General features: G+C 67.8%; 17 protein-coding genes. 10 read left to right on the forward strand and 7 right to left on the reverse strand.

The window, feature by feature from the left end:
- Positions 1-48 precede the first annotated feature (48 nt).
- A complete protein-coding gene (hemA, locus tag QTH87_RS03360) occupies positions 49-1,332 on the reverse strand; it encodes a glutamyl-tRNA reductase (RefSeq protein WP_286606851.1) in 1,284 nt (427 codons plus the stop codon).
- Positions 1,333-1,412: 80 nt separating this feature from the next.
- Here hemA and QTH87_RS03365 point away from each other — a divergent pair, with 80 nt between their 5' ends.
- Positions 1,413-1,694 carry a hypothetical protein gene (locus QTH87_RS03365; protein WP_286606855.1) on the forward strand — a complete coding sequence of 94 codons (282 nt, stop codon included), beginning with the start codon at positions 1,413-1,415 and terminating at the stop codon, positions 1,692-1,694.
- 4 nt (positions 1,695-1,698) lie between these two features.
- Here the strand turns inward: QTH87_RS03365 and QTH87_RS03370 are convergent, their stop codons facing one another.
- The 6 genes from QTH87_RS03370 to ugpB all read right to left on the reverse strand — a co-directional run bounded on the left by QTH87_RS03370 (position 1,699) and on the right by ugpB (position 9,333).
- Complete coding sequence (locus tag QTH87_RS03370) at positions 1,699-4,200, reverse strand: DUF3772 domain-containing protein (protein WP_286606858.1); 2,502 nt, start codon at positions 4,198-4,200, stop codon at positions 1,699-1,701.
- A gap of 79 nt (positions 4,201-4,279) precedes the next feature.
- Complete coding sequence (gene ugpQ / locus QTH87_RS03375; protein ID WP_286606859.1) at positions 4,280-5,020, reverse strand: glycerophosphodiester phosphodiesterase; 741 nt, start codon at positions 5,018-5,020, stop codon at positions 4,280-4,282.
- A gap of 14 nt (positions 5,021-5,034) precedes the next feature.
- Entirely contained in the window at positions 5,035-6,042 is a 1,008-nt protein-coding gene (gene ugpC, locus QTH87_RS03380) for a sn-glycerol-3-phosphate ABC transporter ATP-binding protein UgpC (RefSeq protein ID WP_286606861.1), read from the reverse strand.
- Positions 6,043-6,084: 42 nt separating this feature from the next.
- Positions 6,085-6,936: a sn-glycerol-3-phosphate ABC transporter permease UgpE gene (gene ugpE, locus QTH87_RS03385; RefSeq protein WP_286606863.1), complete on the reverse strand. Its 852-nt coding sequence runs from the start codon at positions 6,934-6,936 to the stop codon at positions 6,085-6,087.
- A 45-nt stretch (positions 6,937-6,981) separates the two neighbouring features.
- Entirely contained in the window at positions 6,982-7,863 is an 882-nt protein-coding gene (gene ugpA / locus QTH87_RS03390) for a sn-glycerol-3-phosphate ABC transporter permease UgpA (protein WP_286606864.1), read from the reverse strand.
- Between the two features lie 159 nt (positions 7,864-8,022).
- On the reverse strand, positions 8,023-9,333 hold the full coding sequence (ugpB, locus tag QTH87_RS03395; protein ID WP_286606865.1) for a sn-glycerol-3-phosphate ABC transporter substrate-binding protein UgpB: 1,311 nt from the start codon (positions 9,331-9,333) through the stop codon (positions 8,023-8,025).
- A gap of 195 nt (positions 9,334-9,528) precedes the next feature.
- Between ugpB and serA the strand changes: the two genes are divergently transcribed.
- The 9 genes from serA to ubiB all read left to right on the forward strand — a co-directional run bounded on the left by serA (position 9,529) and on the right by ubiB (position 22,602).
- On the forward strand, positions 9,529-10,758 hold the full coding sequence (gene serA, locus QTH87_RS03400; protein ID WP_286606867.1) for a phosphoglycerate dehydrogenase: 1,230 nt from the start codon (positions 9,529-9,531) through the stop codon (positions 10,756-10,758).
- A 261-nt stretch (positions 10,759-11,019) separates the two neighbouring features.
- Complete coding sequence (locus tag QTH87_RS03405; RefSeq protein ID WP_286606870.1) at positions 11,020-13,602, forward strand: hypothetical protein; 2,583 nt, start codon at positions 11,020-11,022, stop codon at positions 13,600-13,602.
- Between the two features lie 184 nt (positions 13,603-13,786).
- The gene (locus QTH87_RS03410) at positions 13,787-17,674 is read left to right on the forward strand and encodes a DUF3683 domain-containing protein (protein WP_286606871.1); all 3,888 of its coding nucleotides are present in this window, start codon (positions 13,787-13,789) and stop codon (positions 17,672-17,674) included.
- A complete protein-coding gene (locus QTH87_RS03415; protein WP_286606873.1) occupies positions 17,671-18,120 on the forward strand; it encodes an HIT family protein in 450 nt (149 codons plus the stop codon). The genes QTH87_RS03410 and QTH87_RS03415 overlap by 4 nt, the downstream gene beginning before the upstream one ends.
- Positions 18,120-18,554 (forward strand): gamma-butyrobetaine hydroxylase family protein, encoded by a 435-nt coding sequence (locus tag QTH87_RS03420; protein WP_286606874.1) that lies wholly within the window; start codon positions 18,120-18,122, stop codon positions 18,552-18,554. The genes QTH87_RS03415 and QTH87_RS03420 overlap by 1 nt, the downstream gene beginning before the upstream one ends.
- Before the next feature lie 70 nt (positions 18,555-18,624).
- Positions 18,625-19,356 (forward strand): bifunctional demethylmenaquinone methyltransferase/2-methoxy-6-polyprenyl-1,4-benzoquinol methylase UbiE, encoded by a 732-nt coding sequence (gene ubiE / locus QTH87_RS03425; RefSeq protein WP_286606875.1) that lies wholly within the window; start codon positions 18,625-18,627, stop codon positions 19,354-19,356.
- 29 nt (positions 19,357-19,385) lie between these two features.
- On the forward strand, positions 19,386-20,429 hold the full coding sequence (locus tag QTH87_RS03430) for a Tim44 domain-containing protein (protein WP_286606876.1): 1,044 nt from the start codon (positions 19,386-19,388) through the stop codon (positions 20,427-20,429).
- Positions 20,430-20,488: 59 nt separating this feature from the next.
- The gene (locus QTH87_RS03435; RefSeq protein WP_286606878.1) at positions 20,489-21,040 is read left to right on the forward strand and encodes a ubiquinone biosynthesis accessory factor UbiJ; all 552 of its coding nucleotides are present in this window, start codon (positions 20,489-20,491) and stop codon (positions 21,038-21,040) included.
- Complete coding sequence (ubiB, locus tag QTH87_RS03440; RefSeq protein WP_286606879.1) at positions 21,037-22,602, forward strand: ubiquinone biosynthesis regulatory protein kinase UbiB; 1,566 nt, start codon at positions 21,037-21,039, stop codon at positions 22,600-22,602. Before QTH87_RS03435 ends, ubiB begins: the two co-directional genes overlap by 4 nt.
- The last annotated feature ends 7 nt before the right edge of the window (positions 22,603-22,609 follow it).

The raw sequence follows: 22,609 nt of genomic DNA on the forward strand, positions 1-22,609 counted from the left end.
GCGGCGATGGCGAAGGCGGCGCCGGCGGCGCCATGGCGACGGGCGTCGCTAATTCTCGCGCCGCGGCTCGCTGCGCAGGAAGAGTCGCGACACGGTCTGCGCGGTCTGCTCGCGTGCGGCGGCGTCGCCGGCATGCAGCTCGGCCAGCGCGCCGTGCAGCATCTTCTGCGTCAGGCCGCGCGAGAGCGCCTCCAGCACGGCATCGACGCTCTCGCCCTTGGCCAGCAGCTTGCGCGCGCGGGCCAGCTCGGTGGCGCGCCATTCGTCGGTCTGGGCGTTGAGCTGGCGGATCAGCGGCACCGTGCCGCGCTGGTCGAGCCAGTGCATGAAGCTCTGGACGCCGGCATCGATGATGACCTCGGCCTGCGCCACGGCAGCCTGCCGGTTGGCCTGGCCCTGCTGGACCACCTGGGCCAGGTCGTCGACCGTGTAGAGGTAGACGTCCTCGAGCGCCTTGACCTCGGGCTCGATGTCGCGCGGCACTGCGAGGTCGACCATGAACATCGGGCGGTGCTTGCGCGCCTTGAGCGCGCGCTCGACTGCGCCGAGGCCGATCAGCGGCAGCGTGCTCGCGGTGCAGCTCACGACGATGTCGAACTCCGCCAGGCGCGCGGGCAGGTCGGCCAGCCGCATCGCCTCGCCGCCGAAGCGCGAGGCCAGCTTCTCGCCACGCTCGAGCGTGCGGTTGGCGATGACGATCGACTTCGGCTGCCGGGCCGCGAAATGGGTGGCGGCGAGATCGATCATCTCGCCGGCGCCGACGAACAGCACGCGCGTGTGCCGCAGGTCTTCGAACAGCTGGGCGGCCAGGCGCACGGCGGCGGCCGCCATGCTGATCGAATGGGCGCCGATCTCGGTCGCGGTGCGGACTTCCTTGGCGACCGCGAAGGAGCGCTGGAACAGCTGGTTCAGCGTGCTGCCGAGCGCGCCCGCGGTTTCGGCGGCACGCACGGCGTCCTTCATCTGGCCGAGGATCTGGGCCTCGCCGAGCACCATCGAATCCAGGCCGCTGGCGACGCGGAAGGCGTGGCGCGCGGCATGGTCGTCGTGCAGCGTGTAGGCATGCGAGCGCAGCAGGACCGGTGCGACGCCGCCGCTCCTTGCCAGCCAGTCGACCGTGTGGTCGAGCGCGATGTGGTCGGCGGCGCAATAGATCTCGGTGCGGTTGCAGGTGGAGATGATCGCGGCCTCGACGCCGGGATGGCGCTGCGAGCCGAAGGAATGCCGCAGGCTCTGCAGCGTGGGCGCGATCTGGTCGAGGGCGAACGCAAAGCGACCGCGCAGGTCGAGCGGCGCGGTCGTGTGGTTCAACCCGAGGGCCCAGACTGACATAGCCCCTGATTATAAAATGTGCAGCGCCGGGATCGCCCGCGGGTCGAAAAAAGGCCGTGCGGCACGGCTCCACCCCACTCATGGCACCGTCGGATCTCGTCAACCACCTGCTGAACTTCGTCGCCCCGGCCTTCGCGGTCGGGTTCCTGTGCGCATTGCTGGGCCGCTTCTCCATGCGCAGGTCGGCCAGGGCGCCGGCCTTGTGGGTGCAGGGCGCGGTCAATGCGCTGGTCGGCGTCGCGGTGCTGGCAGGCGGCCTCGTCTACTTCGGCCGCGACGGGATGATGGCGACCTACGTCGCGCTGGTGCTTGCCTGCGCCACCAGCCAGTGGCTCGTGGCGGGCGGCTGGCGGTCCGCCTGACCGCTTATCCGGCCAGGCCCGGCAGGACCGGGGGCGGCGGCGGTGCCACCGGTGCCGGAACGCCCGGCGCTCCCGCCGATCCGGGATAGGCCGCGGTGCCGGGATAGGCCGCCATCGGCAGGTCGGCCGCGCGCAGGCCCTCGAGCATCGAGAACAGCACGTCGCTGCGCACGCCGCCGGCCAGCCGCGGGCTCTGGACGTAGGCCACGGCCTGGAAGATCAGGAAGCCGACCTCGACCCCCTCGAGCGTGACCGAAGGCGCCGGCGTCGCCAGCACGCCGGGGTGGTTCGCGAAGGCCGCCAGCATCACCTCGCGAGCCCGTGTCGCGTGCGTGGTGAGTGGCATCGGCAGACGGATCAGCACGCGGCCTTCGGCGTTCGACAGCGTCATGTTGCGCACGGTCTTGGTGATGAACTCCGAGTTCGGCACGATCATGGTCGAGCGGTCGCCGAGCTGGATCTCGGTGGCGCGCACGTTGATGCGGCGCACGTCGCCTTCGGCATTGCCGAGCACCACCCAGTCGCCGACCTTGACCGGCCGCTCCGCCAGCAGGATCAGCCCCGAGATGAAGTTCTGCACGATGGCCTGCAGGCCGAAGCCGATGCCGACCGACAGCGCGCTCGCCACCCAGGCGATGCGCTCGATGCCGATGCCGAGGGCCGAGAGGCCGAGCGCCACCACGAGAATGCCGCCGACGTAGCCGAGCAGCGTGGTGATCGAACTCTGCATGCCCGGCTCGAGCCCGGTGTGCGGCAGCAGGCTCTGCTCGAGCCAGCGCTTGAGCACGCGCAGCGCCAGGAAGCCGATCCCGAGCACCGCGGTGGCCGTGAAGATCGCGGTCGGAACGAGGACGATCTCGCCGACCTTGACGCCGCTGCCGAACTTGCCGCTGCGCTGGAACACCTCGCCGGGGCTGGTGCCGAGCGGCGTCGCCAGCGCGATCAGCATGTAGAAGAAGAGCGCCACGCGCGTCAGCCCCGACAGCACCACCGCCGCCTGGTCGAGGGTGCGCGCCTGCAGGCCGAAGCTCAGCTGCAGCCGCTGGCCGAATGGGCTTCGCGAGGACACGACCGCCGCGAACAGGTCGTCGGCGAACTTGAACAGCACGTAGAAGGCCGCGATCACGATGCCGGCCCAGTTGAGCTGGCTGGCCAGGAAGCTCGCCATCGCGAGATAGCCCGTGGCCACGAGGATCCAGATCGCGATCAGGATCAGCGTGACGACCGCCAGCAGGACGCCGACCCACATGGGGCGCTCGAGCACGCCAGGCGCCGAGGGCGTGGCGGGCGGAGCCAGGCCCGACCCATTGGCTGGCTGTTCCTTGTCGGCCTCGACCGGCGGCGGCTCGGCCACCGGCGTGCCCTGCAGCCGCAGCAGCATCGCGCCGATCATCGCGGTCAGGGCCAGCGCGGTGACCACATGGGTCGCGACCACCGCCGCGAAGCTCGCCTCGACCACCGCGTTGATCTGCGTCGGCGCCCAGACGACCGCCGCCACGATGCCCATGAGCCACGGGAAGGGCGCCAGCCGCGCGGCCAGCGCGTCCGAGATCGGCGGCAGCCGCCACGACGGCCGGGCGTTCGACAGCAGGGCCCGTCCGAGCCCGATGACGAAGGCAAGGAAGACGCTCGACTGCACGACGGCCATGCCGAGCTTGCGGGTCTGCGGGCCCCAGGCGCCGTGGGTCTCGAGCAGCGTGAAGACACCCTGCGCCGCGATCCCCACCAGCAGCACGTTGGTCGTGACGATGGCGATCACGAGCAGCGAACGCCGCAGCCGCCCGGCCGGCAGGAAGCGCACGGCCAGCCGCACCAGCGCCCGTTCGGCCAGCCAGTTGCCGAGCAGCGCGGCGAGCAGCGCGAGAACGACCGCGCCCGCCAGCTTGAGGGCACCGGAGCGCTCGCGAAGCGTCTGCAGTCCGACCTTGAGCTCGGCCGCGAGCTTCTTCAGCCTGTCCATGTCGCCTGGCCAGGCAGCGACGATGTCCTCCCAGAACTCCCCGGCGAGCGGGGTCGGCGCACGCTCCGTGAGCTGGGCCTCGAACAGCGCACGGCGCTTGGACAGCAGGTCCTTGGCGCGCTGCTGTGCGTCGACCGAGACCAGCTTGGCGAGCCGGATGTCGGCGTCGACCGTGTTGCGCTCCTTGGTCAGCGTATCGCGCCGGCGCGTGACGTCGGGGTTCTCGCTGGTGCCGGCAGCAGGCGGCGGGCCGAGTTCGCCGAGCCGCGCGTTGAGGTCGTTGAGATCGCTGCTGCGCTGGGCAATGAGCTTGTCGCTCGAGGCGCTGATCGCGTTGAGCTGCTCGACCACGCCGCGTACGTCGGCGTTGGTCTCGACCTTCTCCGGCAGTCCGTCGACGCGACTGCGCAGCGCGTTGACCGTGGGCAGGGCTTCGGCCCCCGTGGCGCCGCCCTGCGCGATCGCCGGGACGGTGCCGAGCAGGCCGGCCAGCAGCAGCACGGCCGCGCACAGCGGCGGGGTCAGGTGGCGCAGGAGGCGATGCATGGTCTTCATCATAGAAGCCCCGGTTTGCGGGCGGCCCGAGTCCGGTGTCGTGTCGCCGCGGGGCGGCATGCGCCCGTGCTCAGCCCGCGGGACTGAAGCGGTCGACCCGGTCGGTGATGATGCCGTCGGTGCCGAGCGCGATCAGCCGCTCGGCGGCCCATTCGTCGTTCACCGTGTAGCTCAGCGCCCGCAGGCCGGCCGCATGCGCCCGGGCCACGGTGGCGGCGTCCCAGAGCGCGTGGTTGCAGACGATCGCCACGCAGCCGAGCGCGAGCGCGGCCTCGAGCCAGTCGGTGGGCAGCGTGTCGAGAAGCAGGCCGCGCGGCAGCGATGGGGCGGCGCTGCGCGCGGCGTCCAGTGCCTCGCGCGAGAAGGACGTGAGAAACGGCGGCGGCAGGCTTGCGTCGTGCCACAGCGACGCGGCCTCGCGCGCCACCACCTCGCCGGTGGCGCGCTCGTGACCCGGCGTCGGCTTGATCTCGATGTTGAGCGCATGGCGGTTCGCGAGGCAGAAGCGGATCAGCCCTTCCAGGCGCGCGAGCGGTTCGCCGGCATGACGGCGCGAATGCCAGCCGCCGGCATCGAGCCCCGACAGCGTCGACCAGTCGTGTTCGCCGGCGACGCCGTGGCCATTGCTGGTGCGCTCGAGCGTGGCATCGTGCAGCAGGAAGGCGACGCCGTCGGCGCTGAGCTTGGCATCGCACTCGAACATCCGGAAGCCGTGCTCGGCACCGAGGCGAAAGGCCGCCAGCGTGTTCTCGGGCGCGAGCCGGCCGGCACCGCGGTGCGCGATCCAGCGGGGGTAGGGCCAGGGCTCCATGCGAACCGCCGCGTTCAGGCGCTGCGCTTGCCGGAGCCGGCGTCGAACCAGTGCAGCTTGTCCTGACGGGCAGCGATGCGCAGCGTGTCGCCGGCGGTCGGCGGCACATGGCTCTCGTCGACCCGCATGATCAGCTGCTCTTCGCCGATGCGGCCGTAGATCAGCCGCTCGGCGCCCAGCAGCTCCACGTGCTCGATCTGCACCGACCAGCCGTTCGGGTCGAGCGTCAGGTGCTCGGGACGGATGCCGAGGATCATGCCGGGACGCACGCCCGGGGCGTTGCGCAGTAGGTTCATCGGCGGCGAGCCGATGAAGCTCGCGACGAAGGTGGTGGCAGGGCGGGAATACACCTCGTCGGGCGTCGCGAACTGGTCCATCACGCCGCCGTTCATCACGATGATGCGCTGTGCGAGCGTCATCGCCTCGACCTGATCGTGGGTCACGAACAGCGAGGTGATGCCGAGCTCGCGGTGCAGCTTCTGGATCTCGAGCCGGGTCTGGGCGCGCAGCTTGGCGTCGAGGTTCGACAGCGGCTCGTCGAACAGGAACACCTTGGGCTGGCGGACGATGGCCCGCCCCATCGCGACGCGCTGGCGCTGCCCGCCCGACAGCTCGCGCGGCTTGCGCGCGAGCAGGTGGCCGAGCTCGAGGATGCCGGCCGCCTTGTCGACGCGGGTCTTGATCTCGGGCACCGGCACCTTGGCGATCTTCAGCCCGTAGGCCATGTTGTCGAACACCGTCATGTGCGGATAGAGCGCGTAGTTCTGGAACACCATCGCGATGTCGCGCTCGGCCGGTTCGAGGTCGTTGACGACGCGGTCGCCGATGCGGATCTCGCCGGCGCTGATCTCCTCGAGCCCCGCGACCATGCGCAGCAGCGTCGACTTGCCGCAGCCCGAGGGCCCGACGATGACGACGAACTCGTGGTCGGGAATCTCGGCGCTGACGCCGTGGATGACCTGGTTGGCCTTCGGGCCGTGCCCGTAGCGCTTGATGACGTTGCGCAGTGAAAGTGCTGCCATGTTTTTCTTCTCGGTTTTCCAATGGGACGCCTGGATGCGGCGTCACTTCTCCGTATCGACGAGGCCCTTGACGAACCACTTCTGCATCAGGATCACGACCACCGCGGGCGGCAGCATCGCAAGCAGCGCGGTGGCCATCACGATGTTCCATTCGTTCTGGCCGTCACCGCCCGCGATCATCCGCTTGATGCCGATCACGACCGGGTACATGTCCTCCGACGTGGTCGCGAGCAGCGGCCAAAGGTACTGGTTCCAGCCGTAGATGAACTGGATCACGAACAGCGCCGCGACCGACGTCTTCGACAGCGGCAGCAGAACGTCCCAGAAGAAGCGCATCGGCCCTGCCCCGTCCATGCGGGCGGCCTCGATCAGCTCGTCGGGCACCGTCAGGAAGAACTGGCGGAACAGGAAGGTGGCGGTCGCCGAGGCAATGAGCGGAACCGTGAGGCCGGCGTAGCTGTTGAGCATGCCGAGGTCGGAGACGACCTGGTAGGTCGGCCCGATGCGCACTTCCACCGGCAGCATCAGCGTGATGAAGATGGCCCAGAAGCACAGGCCCTTGAACGGAAAGCGGAAGTACACGACCGCGAAGGCCGACAGCAGCGAGATCGAGATCTTGCCGAAGGTGATGACCAGCGCCGACACCAGGCTGACCCACATCATGCGTGCCACGGGTGCGGTCGATCCGGCGCCGGACTCGCGGCCGAACAGCGCAGCCTTGTAGGTTTCCCAGAAATGGCCGCCCGGCAGCAGCGGCATCGGCGACTGCACGATCTCCTGCGCGGTGTGGGTCGAGGCCACGAAGGCCAGGTAGAGCGGGAAGGCGACGATCAGCACGCCGAAGATCATCACGGCGTGCGCGAGGATGCCCAGGGTGGGGTTTCTCTCGACCATGTCAGTGCGCCCCCGGGGGGCAGCGATGCGCGTGGAGGCTGTGCATCAGTAGTTCACTTTCTTTTCTACGTACCGGAACTGGACGACCGTCAGGACCACGACGATCGCCATCAGCACCACCGACTGGGCGGCCGAGCCGCCGAGGTCCATGGCCTTGAAGGCGTCGTAGTACACCTTGTAGACCAGGATGGAGGTCGCACGCCCCGGGCCGCCCTGCGTCGCGGTGTCGACGATCGCGAAGGTGTCGAAGAAGGCGTAGACCACGTTGATCACCAGCAGGAAGAAGGTGGTCGGCGACAGCAGCGGGAACTGCACGGTCCAGAAGCGCCTCCAGGGTCCGGCGCCATCGATGGAGGCAGCCTCGATCAGGGACCTCGGGATCGACTGCAGGCCGGCCAGGAAGAACAGGAAGTTGTAGGAGATCTGCTTCCAGACCGCAGCCATGACGATCAGCGTCATCGCGTGGGTCGAATTGAGCAGGTGGTTCCAGTCGAGGCCGAGCTTGCCGAGCGCATAGGCGACGACGCCGAGCGAGGGCGAGAACATGAAGAGCCACAGCACCGCGGCCACCGCCGGCGCCACCGCGTAGGGCAGGATCAACAGCGTCTTGTAGACCATCGCGCCGCGCACGATGCGGTCGGCAAAGACCGCCAGCACGAGCGAGATCGACAGTCCGAAGAAGGCCACCAGGACCGAGAACAGCGCTGTCGTCTCGAAGGACTGCACGTACTTCGGGTCGGCGAAGAGCTGCTTGAAGTTGTCGAGGCCGACCCATTCGGTCGATGTGCCGAAGGCGTCCTGCATCTGCATCGACTGCATCAGCGCCTGGCTTGCCGGCCAGAAGAAGAACACGCTGATGACGATCAATTGCGGCGCGAGCAGCGCCCACGGCAACCAGCCCGAGCGAAAGACGACGCGTTTTTCCATGGATCCCTCAAAAAGCAAAAAACCCCGCCGATTCTTGCGTCCGGCGGGGCTGCGAGTCTAACTGCCGCGAAGGCCCTCAGAACCCCGGCAGGAACCCTCCCCGCTCGGCGGGGAGGGCAGGCCGGGGTGCCAGCCTGTCAGCGAAGGCTGGCAAGAGCGTCAGCCCTTGTTCGCCTTCTGGAAGCGCTCGAGCTGTTCGTTGCCACGGGTCACGATGGCGTCGAGGGCTTCCTTGGCCGTCTTCTTGCCGCTCCAGACCTGCTCGAGCTCTTCGTCCTCGATGGCGCGGATCTGCACGTAGTTGCCCAGGCGGATGCCGCGGCTCTTGTCGGTCACCTTGCGGATCATCTGCGTCACGGCGACGTCGGTGCCCGGGTGCTCCTTGTAGAAGCCGGACTTGTCGGTGAGCTGGTAGGCGGCCGTGGTGATGGGCAGGTAGCCCGTGCGCTTGTGGCTGGCCGACTGCACTTCGGGCGTCGAGATGAAGTTGAAGAACTTCGCGATGCCCTTGTATTCCTCGGACTTCTTGCCCGCCATCACCCACAGGCTGGCGCCGCCGATGACCGTGTTCTGCGGCGCACCGGGCACGTCCGGGTAGTAGGGCAGTGCGGTCAGGCCGTAGGCGAACTTGGCGTTCTTCGCCACGTTGCCGTAGAAGCCCGACGAGGTCGCGATCATCGCGCACTCGCCCGAGACGAACGAGGCCTCGGGAATGTTCGAGCGGCCCTTGTAGACGAAGAGGCCCTGCTTGGCCATGCTCGCGAGGTTCTCGATATGGCGCTCATGCAGCGGCGAGTTGACCTTCAGGCGGGTGTCGGTGCCCGACAGGCCGTTGTTCTTGGTCGCGAACTCGACGTTGTGCCAGGCCGAGAAGCTCTCGAGCTGCGTCCAGTTCTGCCAGGCGGTCGTGAACGGGCACTTGTGGCCGCTGGCCTTGAGCTTGGCGGCCGCCGCGACCACTTCGGGCCAGGTCGTCGGCGCCTTGTCGGTCGGCAGGCCGGCGGCCTTGAAGGCGTCCTTGTTGAAATAGAAGATGGTGGTCGAGCTGTTGAACGGGAAGCTCAGCATCTGGCCGTTGGGCGCCGTGTAGTAGCCGGCGACCGCCGGGATGTAGCCCGACGGATCGAACTTCTCGCCCGCGTCCTTCATGACCTGGCCGACCGGCACGATCGCGCCCTTGCTGGCCATCATGGTCGCGGTGCCGACCTCGAACACCTGCAGGATGTGCGGGGCGTTGCCGGCGCGGAAGGCGGCGATGGCCGCGGTCATCGATTCGTCGTACTGGCCCTTGTAGGTCGGGACGATCTTGTATTCCTTCTGGCTCTCGTTGAACTGCCGGGCCAGGTCGTTGACCCATTCGCCGTTGACGGCGGTCATCGAATGCCACCATTGGATTTCGGTCTGGGCCAGCGCGGAAGTGGAAAGCGTGGCAGCCAGGGCCGATGCCAAGGCGAGCGTTTTGAATCGCATGAAGACTCCTGAGGGGAAATTGGGAAGCGCCAGAAAAGCGCGCGATGTTAGCTCGCGCACATGACAGGAAGGCGTCGGCCATTCTTGGCGCGCGCCTCGGCGCCGGCCAACCGGGGAAACCCTTTTGGGCGGGGCGCCGGCGGCGATGCTGCAGCGCACCATGCTAGCATCGCCGTCCGTCTTTCGGACACCGGCATGAGCAAGACTTCACTCGACAAAAGCAAGATCAAGTTCCTCCTGCTCGAGGGCATCCACCCTTCGGCCGTCGAGGTGCTGCAGGCCGCCGGCTACACCCAGATCGAATCGCTTGCGGGCGCCTTGCCCGATGCCGAACTCAAGGCCCGCATCGCCGATGTCCACTTCCTGGGCATCCGCTCGCGCACCCAGCTCACGGCCGAGGTCTTCGCCGAGGCCGGCAAGCTGGTCGCGGTGGGCGCCTTCTGCATCGGCACCAATCAGATCGATCTCGATGCCGCGCGCGAGCACGGCGTGGCGGTGTTCAACGCACCGTATTCCAATACGCGCTCGGTGGCCGAACTGGTGCTGGCCGAGGCCATCCTGCTGCTTCGCGGCGTACCCGAGAAGAGCGCGGTGGCGCATCGCGGGGGCTGGCTCAAGTCGGCCGAGAACGCCTTCGAGATCCGCGGCAAGACGCTCGGCATCGTGGGATACGGCTCGATCGGCGCCCAGTTGTCGGTGCTGGCCGAGGCGCTCGGCATGCAGGTCGCCTTCTTCGATGTCGTCACCAAGCTGCCGCTCGGCAACGCACGGCAGGTGCGCCTGCTGCCCGACCTGCTGGCGCAGAGCGACATCGTGAGCCTGCACGTCCCCGAGACGCAGGCCACGCAGTGGATGATCGGCGCCGCCGAGATCGCGGCCATGAAGCCCGGCGCGATCCTGATCAACGCCTCGCGCGGCACCGTGGTCGAGATCGAGTCGCTGGCCGAGGCACTCAAGGCGAAGAAGCTCCTCGGCGCGGCGATCGACGTTTTCCCGGTCGAGCCGCGAAGCAACAAGGACGAGTTCCAGTCACCGCTGCGCGGGCTCGACAACGTCATCCTGACACCCCACATCGGTGGCTCGACGATGGAAGCCCAGGCCAACATCGGCCTCGAGGTGGCAGAAAAGCTGGTCAAGTACAGCGACAACGGCACCTCGACCTCGTCGGTCAATTTCCCCGAGGTCGCGCTGCCGGCGCACCCGGGCAAGCACCGGCTGCTGCACATCCACCGCAACGTGCCCGGCGTGCTGTCGGAGATCAACAGGATCTTCTCGGACAACAGGATCAACATCGCCTCGCAGTTCCTGCAGACCAACGAGAAGGTCGGCTATGTCGTGACCGACATCGATGCCGCCTCGTCCGACCTCGCGCTCGAGAAGCTGGCGAAGGTGCCCGGCACGATCCGCAGCCGCGTGCTGTTCTAGCTCAGCGCACCCTCCGACTGTTGTTCCTGAGACGATTGAAGTCGCCCTTTTGTGAAAGGGTGTAAGGCCGTTGTGGTCTTTTTGACCGCCGTTGGCAACAACTTGGTTGCATTTTTAGCCAGTTGTCCTATCAGTGGCGCTTGAGCTCGGCGGGGAAAACGGTGCCAACTGGTAACCCCATGTACGAGCACAAAATGTAGGAAAAATCCTGCACATGACATGCATAAGCCTGAAAAATCATGTCAAGTGGAGGAATCAATCGTGAAAGTAATATCGAGAGGCCTGTGCCTCGTGGTGGCGGCCGTCCTGGCTGCCTGTGGCGGCGGAAGTGGTTCGGACGGTGGCGCACTCGCAGGTGCCTCCGGCATCGGTGACACGGCCGCGACGGCCACCACGGCCGGAACGACCAAGATGGTCGAGGCCGAATACGCAGGCGACGCAGTCGCCCTGGCCGCAACCGGATCCAAGCAGGCAGCCGCCGAGCAGAAGCTCGACGCCAGCTGGGTCCGGATCGCGTCCGAAGGTCAGTCGTTCACTCTCACCACGGCCACGACCGTGCGCTATGGCGCAGGCTCGAATTGGGTGGAAAAGACGGTGAGGGGGTCGGCGATCTGCAGCAATGCCTACTTCGGCCAGGACCCTTTGCCTGGCGTCATGAAAAAGTGCTTCGCGTCGAGCACCCCGACGACGCCTCCCCCGACGACGCCTCCCCCGACGACGACGCCCCCGACGACGACGGCACCGCCGGCTTCGTCCGCGTTGCTGGCGAATGAAGGAGGTTCATTCACCGTCGCCACGGCCACGGTCGTCAAGTACGGCGCGGGCTCGAAGTGGGTGGAGAAGACGGTCACGGGCACGGCGAGCTGCAGCAACGCCTACTTCGGCCAGGATCCGGTGCCTGGCACGCGCAAGGCCTGCTATTCGCTCGGCGCCGCAAGCGGCGGGGGCACGCCTCCGCCCTCCACGGGTGGCGGCAGCACGGGTGGCGGCAGCACGGGCGGTGGCAGCACCGGCGGTGGCAGCACGGGCGGCGGGTCTGCCGGCACCACCACCGGACCGGCGCTGCCCGGCGACGTGGTCGATGCCGGGGGCAGCGTCTCGGTGCCTGGCTACCAGGCCATGGCGACGCAGCTGAACAAGGCGGCGGGCATCGAGTACCGCTATGGCAAGGGGACCGCCGCGGCGGGGACGTCGACGACCTATGCCGGTCCGGCGGCCAACAAATACCCGGCCAGCTCGCGCTTCACCAACATGGTCTGGCAGGTCGGCTCGTACGACGGCAGCAGCGAGGGCGACTACTCCACCACCATGGGCCAGGTGTCCTGGCTGCCCGACAACCCGACCCAGTACCTGGGCGTGTCGACGTTCGAATTGCTGGCGCAGCGCAGCAACACCTTCTCGGAGTCGCCGCAGCTCAGCTGGGTGCTCGCCCCCGGTCTGGACGATCCGGCCACGAAGGCCTCGTACCGGTCGCTGATCCCGGCCGGCGTGCAGACCAACCCGGTGGCGATGGGCCGCTGCTACGGGCGCCTGACGTGGTGCGCGCAGACGATCATGGCCTTCCAGAACGGTCTGCTCGCCACCACCGGCAGCAACACGGCCGACAACCGCACCACCGCGCAACTGGGCGCCGGCAAGGTGCCGACCGCGGTGGCCGTCACCAACGGTGGTGAGTTCGCGCTGGTCACGGTGTGGGACACGGTGAACCTCAAGGGCCAGGTCGCGCTGGTCGCCCTGGCCGGCGGCTGCAAGCATTGCCCCCCGGGTGGCTCGTACTGGGGCGAGTGGACCTCGATCGTGCCCGGCCTGCCGAACCTGGGCAACATCGCGTTCATGAAGGTCATCGGCTACGTGGACCTGCCGGACATGATCGCGCCGACCGAGATCTCGGTCACCACCGGGATGGACAACGAGCAACTCCAGCGGGTGTACCCGCCGGGCCGTTGTGCCGATCCCTTCACTTCGCACGAGCAGCTGCCGCTGACCGTCGAGGCCAACCGCCAGACCTTCATGGCGGGCGCCTGCAACTACAACACCAATGCCCACGGCGGGGTGGCGGTGGTGGTGTCGAAGTCGGAGGGGAAGGTCTCGTTCGTGAACCTGAAGCCGCTGTTCGACTACTACCAGTCGATGTACTTCGGCACCAGCGCGAACTTCCAGAAGACCCTGACGGTGGGCCAGGAGCCTGCCCAGTGGCCGCTCACCTTCGAGCAGGCGCCGGTGCAGAAGCCGACCGTGATCAAGACGATCGTGCTTGCCGACAAGAAGCGCCCGACGGCGGTGAAGGCGGCGCTGTATTCGACCCAGCGTGCCTGGGTGGCGACCGAGGACGGCACGCTGCAGATCTACAGCCTGGGCAACTACGCGTCGAATGGTTCGGCGGTGCCGGGCGACATCGCGCTCACGGGCTCGGTGCCGATCGGGAAGAACCCGACGGCGCTGGCCTACGTGAAGCACGATCCCGCCGAGCGAACGGTGACGTTGAACAACAACGTGATCGTGGTCTCGCGCGGCGACAAGAAGATCCAGTGGGTGCACTTCAACGCCGACCGCAACAGCGGCTCGATCCGGCGCGAGTTCCAGGACTCGCGGCTCAAGGATCCGGTGTGGGCCGAAGACGCGGACAACCACGGGACCGAATCGTTCGTGCTGACGGTGGCCGACTACGAGGGCAGGCAGGTGTTGAACTACCGCTACGGGCCGGTCATCTTCTATACCAACACCGGTTCCGGCGCCGCCTGCCGGTCGCCGAACGGCTGTGGGATGTCACAGGAATTTGAGTTCGGCGGCGCCTATGCGTTGCCAGGCAAGGCCTACCAGATAACGGGCGCCAACGTGCCCTGACCTGATCGCTCCGGACAGCGATACGAGACGGCCCGCTTCATGCGGGCCGTTCTTCGTTCAGGGCCTGCAGCTGGCCATTGCTGTCGTAGCCCCGTTGCCCTGCGCCGGCACGGCCGGCCGGGCTGACTTAAAATCCACCCCCCGGTTCCAGGGCGCGCAGTGCCCGACCGAGGCGTTTCCCCCGATGAATGCTCCGACCGCGCTGACGGCGTTGTTGTCGCAGGCCGCAGAGCCCGCGCGACTTCGTGAGATCCCCTACAACTACACCAGCTTCTCCGATCGCGAGATCGTCATCCGCCTGCTGGGCGAACGTGGCTGGGAGCTGCTGCAGAGCCTGCGCTCGGAGCGCCGCACCGGCCGTTCGGCGCGCATGCTCTACGAGGTGCTGGGCGACATCTGGGTGGTTCAGCGCAACCCCTACCTGGTCGACGACCTGCTCGACAACCCGCGCCGCCGCGGCCAGCTGGTGGAGGCGCTCAACCATCGCCTGGGCGAGGTGCAGAAGCGCCGCACGCCCGCGAGCGACGCCCAGCGCGACGTCTCGGTCGGCGAGCTGACCGAGCTGGTCGCGCGCGCGGTCGGGGCCTTCGACGGCATGTTCCGCGAGGTGGCTGCACTGCGCCGCAAGGCCACGCGTGCTTTGGGGCGCCTGACCGCCAGGGACAACATCAAGTTCGACGGCCTGTCGCGTGTCTCGCACGTCACGGACGCCACCGACTGGCGCGTCGAATACCCCTTCGTGGTGCTGACGCCCGATACCGAGGCAGAGATGGCCGGCCTGGTCAAGGGCTGCATCGAGCTGGGCCTGACCATCGTGCCGCGTGGCGGCGGTACCGGCTACACCGGCGGCGCCATTCCCCTGACCTGGAACAGCGCGGTCATCAACACCGAGAAGCTCGAAGCCATGACCGAGGTCGAGATGCGTTCGCTTCCGGGGCTCGAGGCGCCGGTGCCGACCATCTGGACCGAGGCCGGCGTGGTCACGCAGCGCGTGGCCGATGCGGCCGAGCGCGGCGGCTTCGTGTTCGCGGTCGATCCCACGTCGGCGGAGGCCTCGTGCGTGGGCGGCAACGTGGCGATGAACGCGGGCGGCAAGAAGGCCGTGCTGTGGGGCACCGCGCTCGACAACCTGGCCTCCTGGCGCATGGTCACGCCCGATGCCGAATGGCTCGAGGTCACGCGCCTCGGCCACAACCTCGGCAAGATCCACGACGCCGAGAGCGCGGTCTTCGAGCTGGCCTACTTTGCCGCCGACGGCAGGACGCCGCTGCGCAGCGAGCGGCTCGAGATCCCCGGCCGCACCTTCCGCAAGGAGGGTCTCGGCAAGGACGTCACCGACAAGTTCCTCTCGGGTCTGCCCGGCATCCAGAAGGAAGGCTGCGACGGCCTGATCACCAGCTGCCGCTGGATCGTGCACCGCATGCCCGCGCACACGCGAACGGTCTGCCTCGAGTTCTTCGGCAATGCCAAGGACGCGGTGCCGAGCATCGTCGAGATCAAGGACTTCATGTTCGCGGAACAGAAGCGCTCGGGGGTCCTGTTGGCAGGCCTCGAACATCTCGACGACCGCTACCTCAAGGCGGTCGGCTACGCCACCAAGTCGAAGCGCCACGGCGGGCTGCCGAAGATGGTGCTGTTCGGCGACATCGCGGGCGACGACGCCGACGCGGTGGCGCGCGTCACCTCCGAGGTGGTGCGCATCGCCAATTCGCGCAGCGGCGAGGGCTTCATCGCGATCAGCCCCGAGGCGCGCAAGAAGTTCTGGCTCGACCGCAAGCGGACCGCCGCCATCAGCCGCCACACCAATGCCTTCAAGATCAACGAGGACGTGGTGATCCCGTTGCCGCGGATGGCCGAATACACCGACGGCATCGAACGCATCAACATCGAGCTGTCGCTTGCCAACAAGATCGCGCTGGCCGATGCGCTCGAGGACTTCCTCGCGCGCGGCAATCTGCCGCTCGGCAAGAGCGACGGCATCACCGAGCTGCCGTCGGCCGAGATGCTCGAGGAGCGCGTGGCCCAGGCCGTGGCGCTCGTGCGCGATGTGCGGGCGTTGTGGCAGGGCTGGCTGGCCGATGTCGACGCGCTGTTCCCCCAGCTGCAGGACCATTCCCTGCGCGCCAGCTGGAAGACCCAGCTGCGCGCGCCGCTGGCCGCGATCTTCACCGGCACCGAGTTCGCGCCGATCCTTGCCGAGTGCAACCAGATCCACCAGCGCGTGCTCAAGGGTCGCGTCTGGGTCGCGCTGCACATGCATGCCGGCGACGGCAACGTGCACACCAACATCCCCGTCAACAGCGACAACTACGAGATGCTGCAGACCGCCCATGCGGCCGTGGTGCGCATCATGGCGCTGGCGCGCCGGCTCGACGGCGTGATCTCTGGCGAGCACGGCATCGGCATCACCAAGCTCGAGTTCCTGAGCGACGCCGAGCTGCAGCCCTTCACCGACTACAAGAAGCGGGTCGACCCCGAAGGCCGCTTCAACAAGGGCAAGCTGCTGCGCGACGGCAGCCACCTGGGGCCCGATGGCCGGCCGCTGCATTCCGACCTGACCGATGCCTACACGCCGAGCTTCGGCCTCATGGGCCACGAGTCGATCATCATGCAGCAGAGCGACATCGGCGCCATTGCCGACAGCGTCAAGGACTGCCTGCGCTGCGGCAAGTGCAAGCCCGTGTGCGCCACGCACGTGCCGCGCGCCAACCTGCTCTATTCGCCGCGCAACAAGATCCTCGCGACCTCGCTGCTCGTTGAGGCCTTCCTGTACGAGGAGCAGACCCGGCGCGGCGTCAGCCTCAAGCATTGGGAGGAATTCGAGGACGTGGCCGACCACTGCACGGTCTGCCACAAGTGCCTGACGCCGTGCCCGGTCAACATCGACTTCGGCGACGTCTCGATGAACATGCGCAACCTGCTGCGCAAGATGGGGCAGAAGTCCTTCCGGCCCGGCAATGCCGCCGCGATGTTCTTCCTCAACGCCACCAGCCCGCAGACCATCAAGCTGATGCGAAGCGGCATGGTCGACATCGGCTTCAAGGCCCAGCGCCTGGCCAACGACCTGCTGCGCGGCCTCGCCAAGAAGCAGACCGCCGCGCCGCCGGCGACGCTGGGCCCGGCGCCGATCAAGGAGCAGGTGATCCACTTCATCAACAAGAAGATGCCGGGCGGCCTGCCCAAGAAGACGGCGCGCGCGCTGCTCGACATCGAGGATGCCGACTACGTGCCGATCATCCGCAACCCCGCGGCCACCACGCCCGAGACCGAGGCGGTGTTCTACTTTCCGGGTTGCGGCTCGGAGCGGCTGTTCTCGCAGGTCGGCCTGGCCACGCAGGCCATGCTGTGGCATGCCGGCGTGCAGACCGTGCTGCCACCGGGCTACCTGTGCTGCGGCTACCCGCAGCGCGGCAGCGGCCAGTTCGACAAGGCCGAGAAGATGATCACCGACAACCGGGTGCTCTTCCACCGCGTCGCCAATACGCTCAACTACCTCGACATCAAGACGGTGGTCGTGAGCTGCGGAACCTGCTACGACCAGTTGCAGGGCTACCAGTTCGACAAGATCTTCCCGGGCTGCCGGATCATCGACATCCACGAATACCTGCTCGAGAAGGGCATCACGCTGGGCGACATGGGCGGTGGCGGCTACCTCTACCACGACCCCTGCCACACGCCGATGAAGCTGCAGGACCCGATGAAGACCGTCAAGGCGCTGGTCGGCGACAACGTCATGAAGAACGACCGCTGCTGCGGCGAATCGGGCACGCTGGGCGTGACCCGGCCCGACATCTCGACCCAGATCCGCTTCCGCAAGGAAGAGGAACTGAAGAAGGGCGAAGCCGCGCTGCGCGCCACGGGCAAGGTCGGGCCCGAGGCCAACGTCAAGATCCTCACCAGCTGCCCGAGCTGCCTGCAGGGCCTGAGCCGCTACGGCAACGACCTCGACAACGGACTGCTCGAGGCCGACTACATCGTGGTCGAGATGGCCAACCGCATCCTCGGCGACGACTGGCTGCCGGCCTACGTGAAGGCCGCCAACCACGGCGGCATCGAGCGCGTGCTGGTATGAGTGCCAGCGTGCATCGGCCCGGTTGTCCGCTGTGCGATTCGGCGGGCGGCCGGCTCGTGTTCCAGGGCCGAAGGCTGCGGGTCATCCATGCCGACGAGGCGGGCTTTCCGGCCTTCTACCGCGTGGTCTGGAACGACCACGTTGCGGAGTGGTCGGACCTGTCGGCCGACGAGCGCGCGCTGTGCATGGAAGCCGTGGCCGTGGTCGAGCGTTGCCTGCGCGATGCGCTGGCGCCGACCAAGATCAACCTCGCCGCGCTCGGCAACATGGTGGCGCACCTGCACTGGCACGTGATCGCGCGCTTCGAGTGGGACAACCGCTTTCCGTCGCCCGTCTGGGCCGCCGAGCAGCGTGCGGGCGATCCGCAGCGCGAGCAGGCCGTCGCATTCGGCCTGCCGGCGCTCGAACGCGAGATGATCCGGCATCTGGCAACCGGAGGTTTCTGATGGCAGGTTTGCAGGCAGGCGCACCGACGCCCGTGTCGATCACGGTACATGGGCAGTCGCGCGTGCTCGAGGTGGGGTTCTCCGACGGCGCGAGCTTTAGGATTCCGTTCGAGCTCATGCGCATCTACTCGCCCTCCGCCGAGGTGCAGGGCCATGGCCCGGGGCAGGAGGTGCTGCAGACCGGCAAGCGCGAGATCGGCCTGGTCGACCTGCAGCCGGTCGGCAACTACGCGGTGCAGCCCCGATTCAGCGACGGCCACGAGAGCGGCATCTTCTCGTGGAACCTGCTCTACGACCTCGGCGCGCGCGAGGCCGAGCTGTGGGCCGACTACGAACGCCGGCTCGCCGCCGCGGGGATCGATCGCGATGCGCCGATGGCCGGCAAGGCCGGCGGTGGCGCAGGCCACGGCGGCCACGGCTGCGCCAGCCACTGAGCAGCGAAAGTCCGGGCCCGGAACGGGGTATCGGACTTGATGCGAGCGCTTCCGGCCTAACATCGGGTCCATGAGTACCACCCACTTCGGATTCGAATCGGTCGAGGAGAAAGACAAGGCGCAGCGCGTGCGCGGTGTCTTCGATTCGGTCGCATCGCGCTACGACCTCATGAACGACCTCATGTCGATGGGGCTGCACCGCGCCTGGAAGGCCTACACCGTGATGGTCGCCAACGTCGGCGAAGGCTCGAAGGTGCTGGACATCGCGGGCGGCACCGGCGACCTCGCGCTCGCGTTCGCGAAGAAGGTCGGCGCGAGCGGTGAGGTGATCCACACCGACATCAACGAGGCCATGCTGCGCACCGGCCGCGACCGCCTGCTGGATGCCGGTGTCGCCCTGCCCACGATGGTCTGCGACGCCGAGAAGCTGCCGTTCCCCGACCACCATTTCGATGTCGTGACCGTGGCCTTCGGGCTGCGCAACATGACGCACAAGGACCTGGCGCTCAAGGAGATGAACCGTGTGCTGAAGCCGCGCGGCAAGCTGCTGGTGCTCGAGTTCTCCAAGGTCGCGAAGCCGCTGCGCCGCGCCTACGACTGGTATTCGTTCAGCGTGCTGCCACGCCTGGGCAAGGTGGTCGCCGGCGACGACGCGAGCTACCGCTACCTGGCCGAATCGATCCGCATGCACCCGGCTCAGGAAGACCTCAAGACCCTCATGAAGGAGGGCGGTTTCGGGCATGTGGACTATCACAACATGACGGGCGGCGTTGTCGCTCTGCATGTTGGAATCAAATGTTGAAGCTTTTTGTTCGCCGTTGAGGAGACGTCATGAAGAATCTTGGTTCCTTGTTACTGGTGTGTGCGTTGGCCGTCGTGAGCATCGACGCCAGCGCGGCCCGCATGGGCGGCGGTAAATCCTTCGGCAAGCAGTCCGGCAACGTGACGCAGCGCCAGGCCACGCCACCCGCGGCCCCGGGCGCCCCTGCGCAGAACGTCAACAGTGCGGCCGCCGCCAAGCCCGCTGCCGCAGCGCCCGCCGCTGCCGCGGCCAAGCGGCCCTGGGCCGGCATGCTCGGCGGCCTCGCGGCCGGCCTGGGCCTGGCCTGGCTCGCGCATTCGCTGGGCCTGGGCGAAGCCTTCGGCAACATCCTGCTGATCGGCCTGCTGGTGCTCGCGGCCGTGGTGGTGTGGCGGATCTTCGCGGCCCGCTCGCGTGGCGCTGCGTCGCCCCGCGCCGGCGGCTTCGCGTTCCAGGGCGCTGGCAGCCCGGCCGACGCCACCGCGCCGCCGCAGTACAGCCCGCGCAACGTCGGCAACGACGCCTCGGCACGTCCCTGGGAAAGCAACACCGCTGCCTTCGACGCCCAGGCCCATCAGGCCGAGCATCCGGCCGCCGAGCGCGCCGGTGGCTCCTCGATGGCCGGCGCCGCTGCCGCTGGCGGCAGCATGATCGGCTCGGCGCTCGCGGGCTCGCAGGCCTGGGGCATTCCGGCCGGCTTCGACGCCGACGGCTTCCTGGCCGCCGCCAAGCGCAACTTCGTGACCCTGCAGGACGCCTGGGACCGCGCCGACATCGGCACCCTGCGCTCGATGATGACCGACGGCATGGTCGGCGAGATCCGCCAGCAGCTGGGCGAGCGCGAGACCCACACGGGCGGCCGGCCGAACAAGACCGAGGTCGTCATGCTCGACGCCAAGCTGCTCGGCATCGAGGAGATGCCCGACGCCTACATGGCCAGCGTGGAGTTCTCGGGCATGATCCGCGAAGACATGTCCGCAGGACCGAGCCCCTTCCGCGAGGTCTGGAACATGACCAAGACCACGGACGGCGGCAGCGGCTGGCTCGTCGCTGGCGTCCAGGCGCTGCAATAGACACCAACTAAGCCGCGTTGCGGTCGCAGGACCGCAGCAAGAGCGGGAATAATGGGGACATGGTTACACCATCGTCCCCTTTTTCGTTCCTGGATGACCTCGTCAACCGCGTCGGCAGCCGTCTGCAGCCGCCGGCATGGGCCGTCCACGAAATCCAGCACCGCGCAGTGCTGTTCCTCAACCACGTGCTGCAGCAGGAGCCCGAGGCCCAGCAGAGGCTGCTGCGGCTGCAGGGCCGCGTGGTGCAGTTCGAGTGGCGCTTCGTCACGATGAAGCTGATCGCGACGCCGGCTGGCCTGCTCGACCTGGCGCCCGAAGGCGCAGCGTCCGAACTGACGCTGGCCGTCACCGACGTCTCGCCGCTGAGCCTGGCCCGTGCCGCCTTCAAGGGCGAGAAGCCCGCGGTGCGCATCGAGGGCGACGTGCAGCTGGCGGCCGAGGTCAACTGGCTGGTCGATCACGTGCGCTGGGACGTCGAGGACGACCTTGCGCGCGCCATCGGCGACGTGCCGGCGCACACCGTCGCCTCTGGCGCCCGCCGCGTCGTCGAGGCGCTGCGGCAGTTCGTTGGCCAGAGTCGGAGCAAGCCCGGCGGGCCTGCAGCCGAATGAGGCGCTTCTACCGAGGCATCTTCATCGTCTGGGTCGCGCTGCGCTACGGCCTCGACGAGCTCGTCCTCACCAGCTTCCAAAAGCCATGGCTGCGCGTGGTCGCGCGCATCGTGTCGGTCGGGCGAAATCTCGACGCGCCGCGCGGCCAGCGGCTGCGCGAGGCACTCGAGCGGCTGGGCCCGATCTTCGTCAAGTTCGGCCAGGTGCTGTCCACCCGGCGCGACCTGCTGCCGCCCGACATCGCGGACGAGCTGGCCTGGCTGCAGGACCGCGTCCCGCCGTTTCCTTCTGCGGTCGCGATCGCCACCATCGAGCGCGCCTTCCGCCGGCCGGTCGGCGACATCTTCGTCCAGTTCGACGAGACCCCGGTGGCCAGCGCCTCGATCGCCCAGGTGCACTTCGCCACCGTGCGGCTGGCCGATGGCTCGGTGCGCGAGGCCGCGGTCAAGGTGCTGCGCCCGGGCATGCGCGGCGTGATCGAGAAGGACCTCGCGCTGATGGCCCTGATGGCCGGCTGGGTCGAGGGCATGTCGGCCGACGGCAAGCGCCTGAAGCCGCGCGAGGTGGTGGCCGAGTTCGACAAGTACCTGCACGACGAGCTCGACCTGGTGCGTGAGGCGGCCAACGCGGCGCAGCTGCGGCGCAACATGGAGAAGCTCGAGCTGGTGCTGATCCCCGAGATGTTCTGGGATTTCTGCCATCCCGAGGTGATGGTGATGGAGCGCATGAAGGGCGTGCCGATCGCGCAGCTCGACCGCCTGCGCGCGGCCGGTGTCGACATCCCGAAGCTGGCTCGCGACGGCGTCACGATCTTCTTCACCCAGGTGTTCCGCGACGGCTTTTTCCACGCCGACATGCACCCGGGCAACATCCAGGTCAGCCTCGAACCCGGGACTTTCGGGCGCTACATATCGCTCGACTTCGGCATCATCGGCACGCTCACCGAGTCGGACAAGGAATACCTGGCGCAGAACTTCGTGGCCTTCTTTCGCCGCGACTACAAGCGCGTCGCCGAGCTGCATCTCGAAAGCGGCTGGGTGCCCGTGGGCACGCGCATCGACGAGCTCGAGGCCGCGATCCGCACCGTCTGCGAGCCCTACTTCGACCGCCCCCTCAAGGAGATCTCGCTCGGCATGGTGCTGATGCGGCTGTTCCAGACCTCGCGCCGCTTCCATGTCGAGATCCAGCCGCAGCTGGTGCTGCTGCAGAAGACGCTGCTCAACATCGAGGGCCTGGGCCGCCAGCTCGACCCCGAGCTCGACCTCTGGCACACCGCCAAGCCCTTCCTCGAGAAGTGGATGAGCGACCAGATCGGGCCGCACAAGCTGTTCGAGCAGCTGCGCGCCGAAGCGCCGCGCTACGCCAAGCTGCTGCCGCAACTGCCGCGCCTCTTCCACGAATTCCTGGAGAATCGCCCGCCGGACCATCGACGCGAACTGCTGGAACTGCTGGCCGCCCAGAAGCGCACCAACCGGCTGCTGCAGGCCATCATCTACGGTGGCATGGGTTTTGTATTGGGATTGATCGTGATGCAGGTGCTGGTGCGCGTGCGTCTGTTCTGACAACAAA

The organism is Variovorax jilinensis (assembly GCF_030316885.1).
Lineage (GTDB): Bacteria > Pseudomonadota > Gammaproteobacteria > Burkholderiales > Burkholderiaceae_C > Variovorax > Variovorax jilinensis.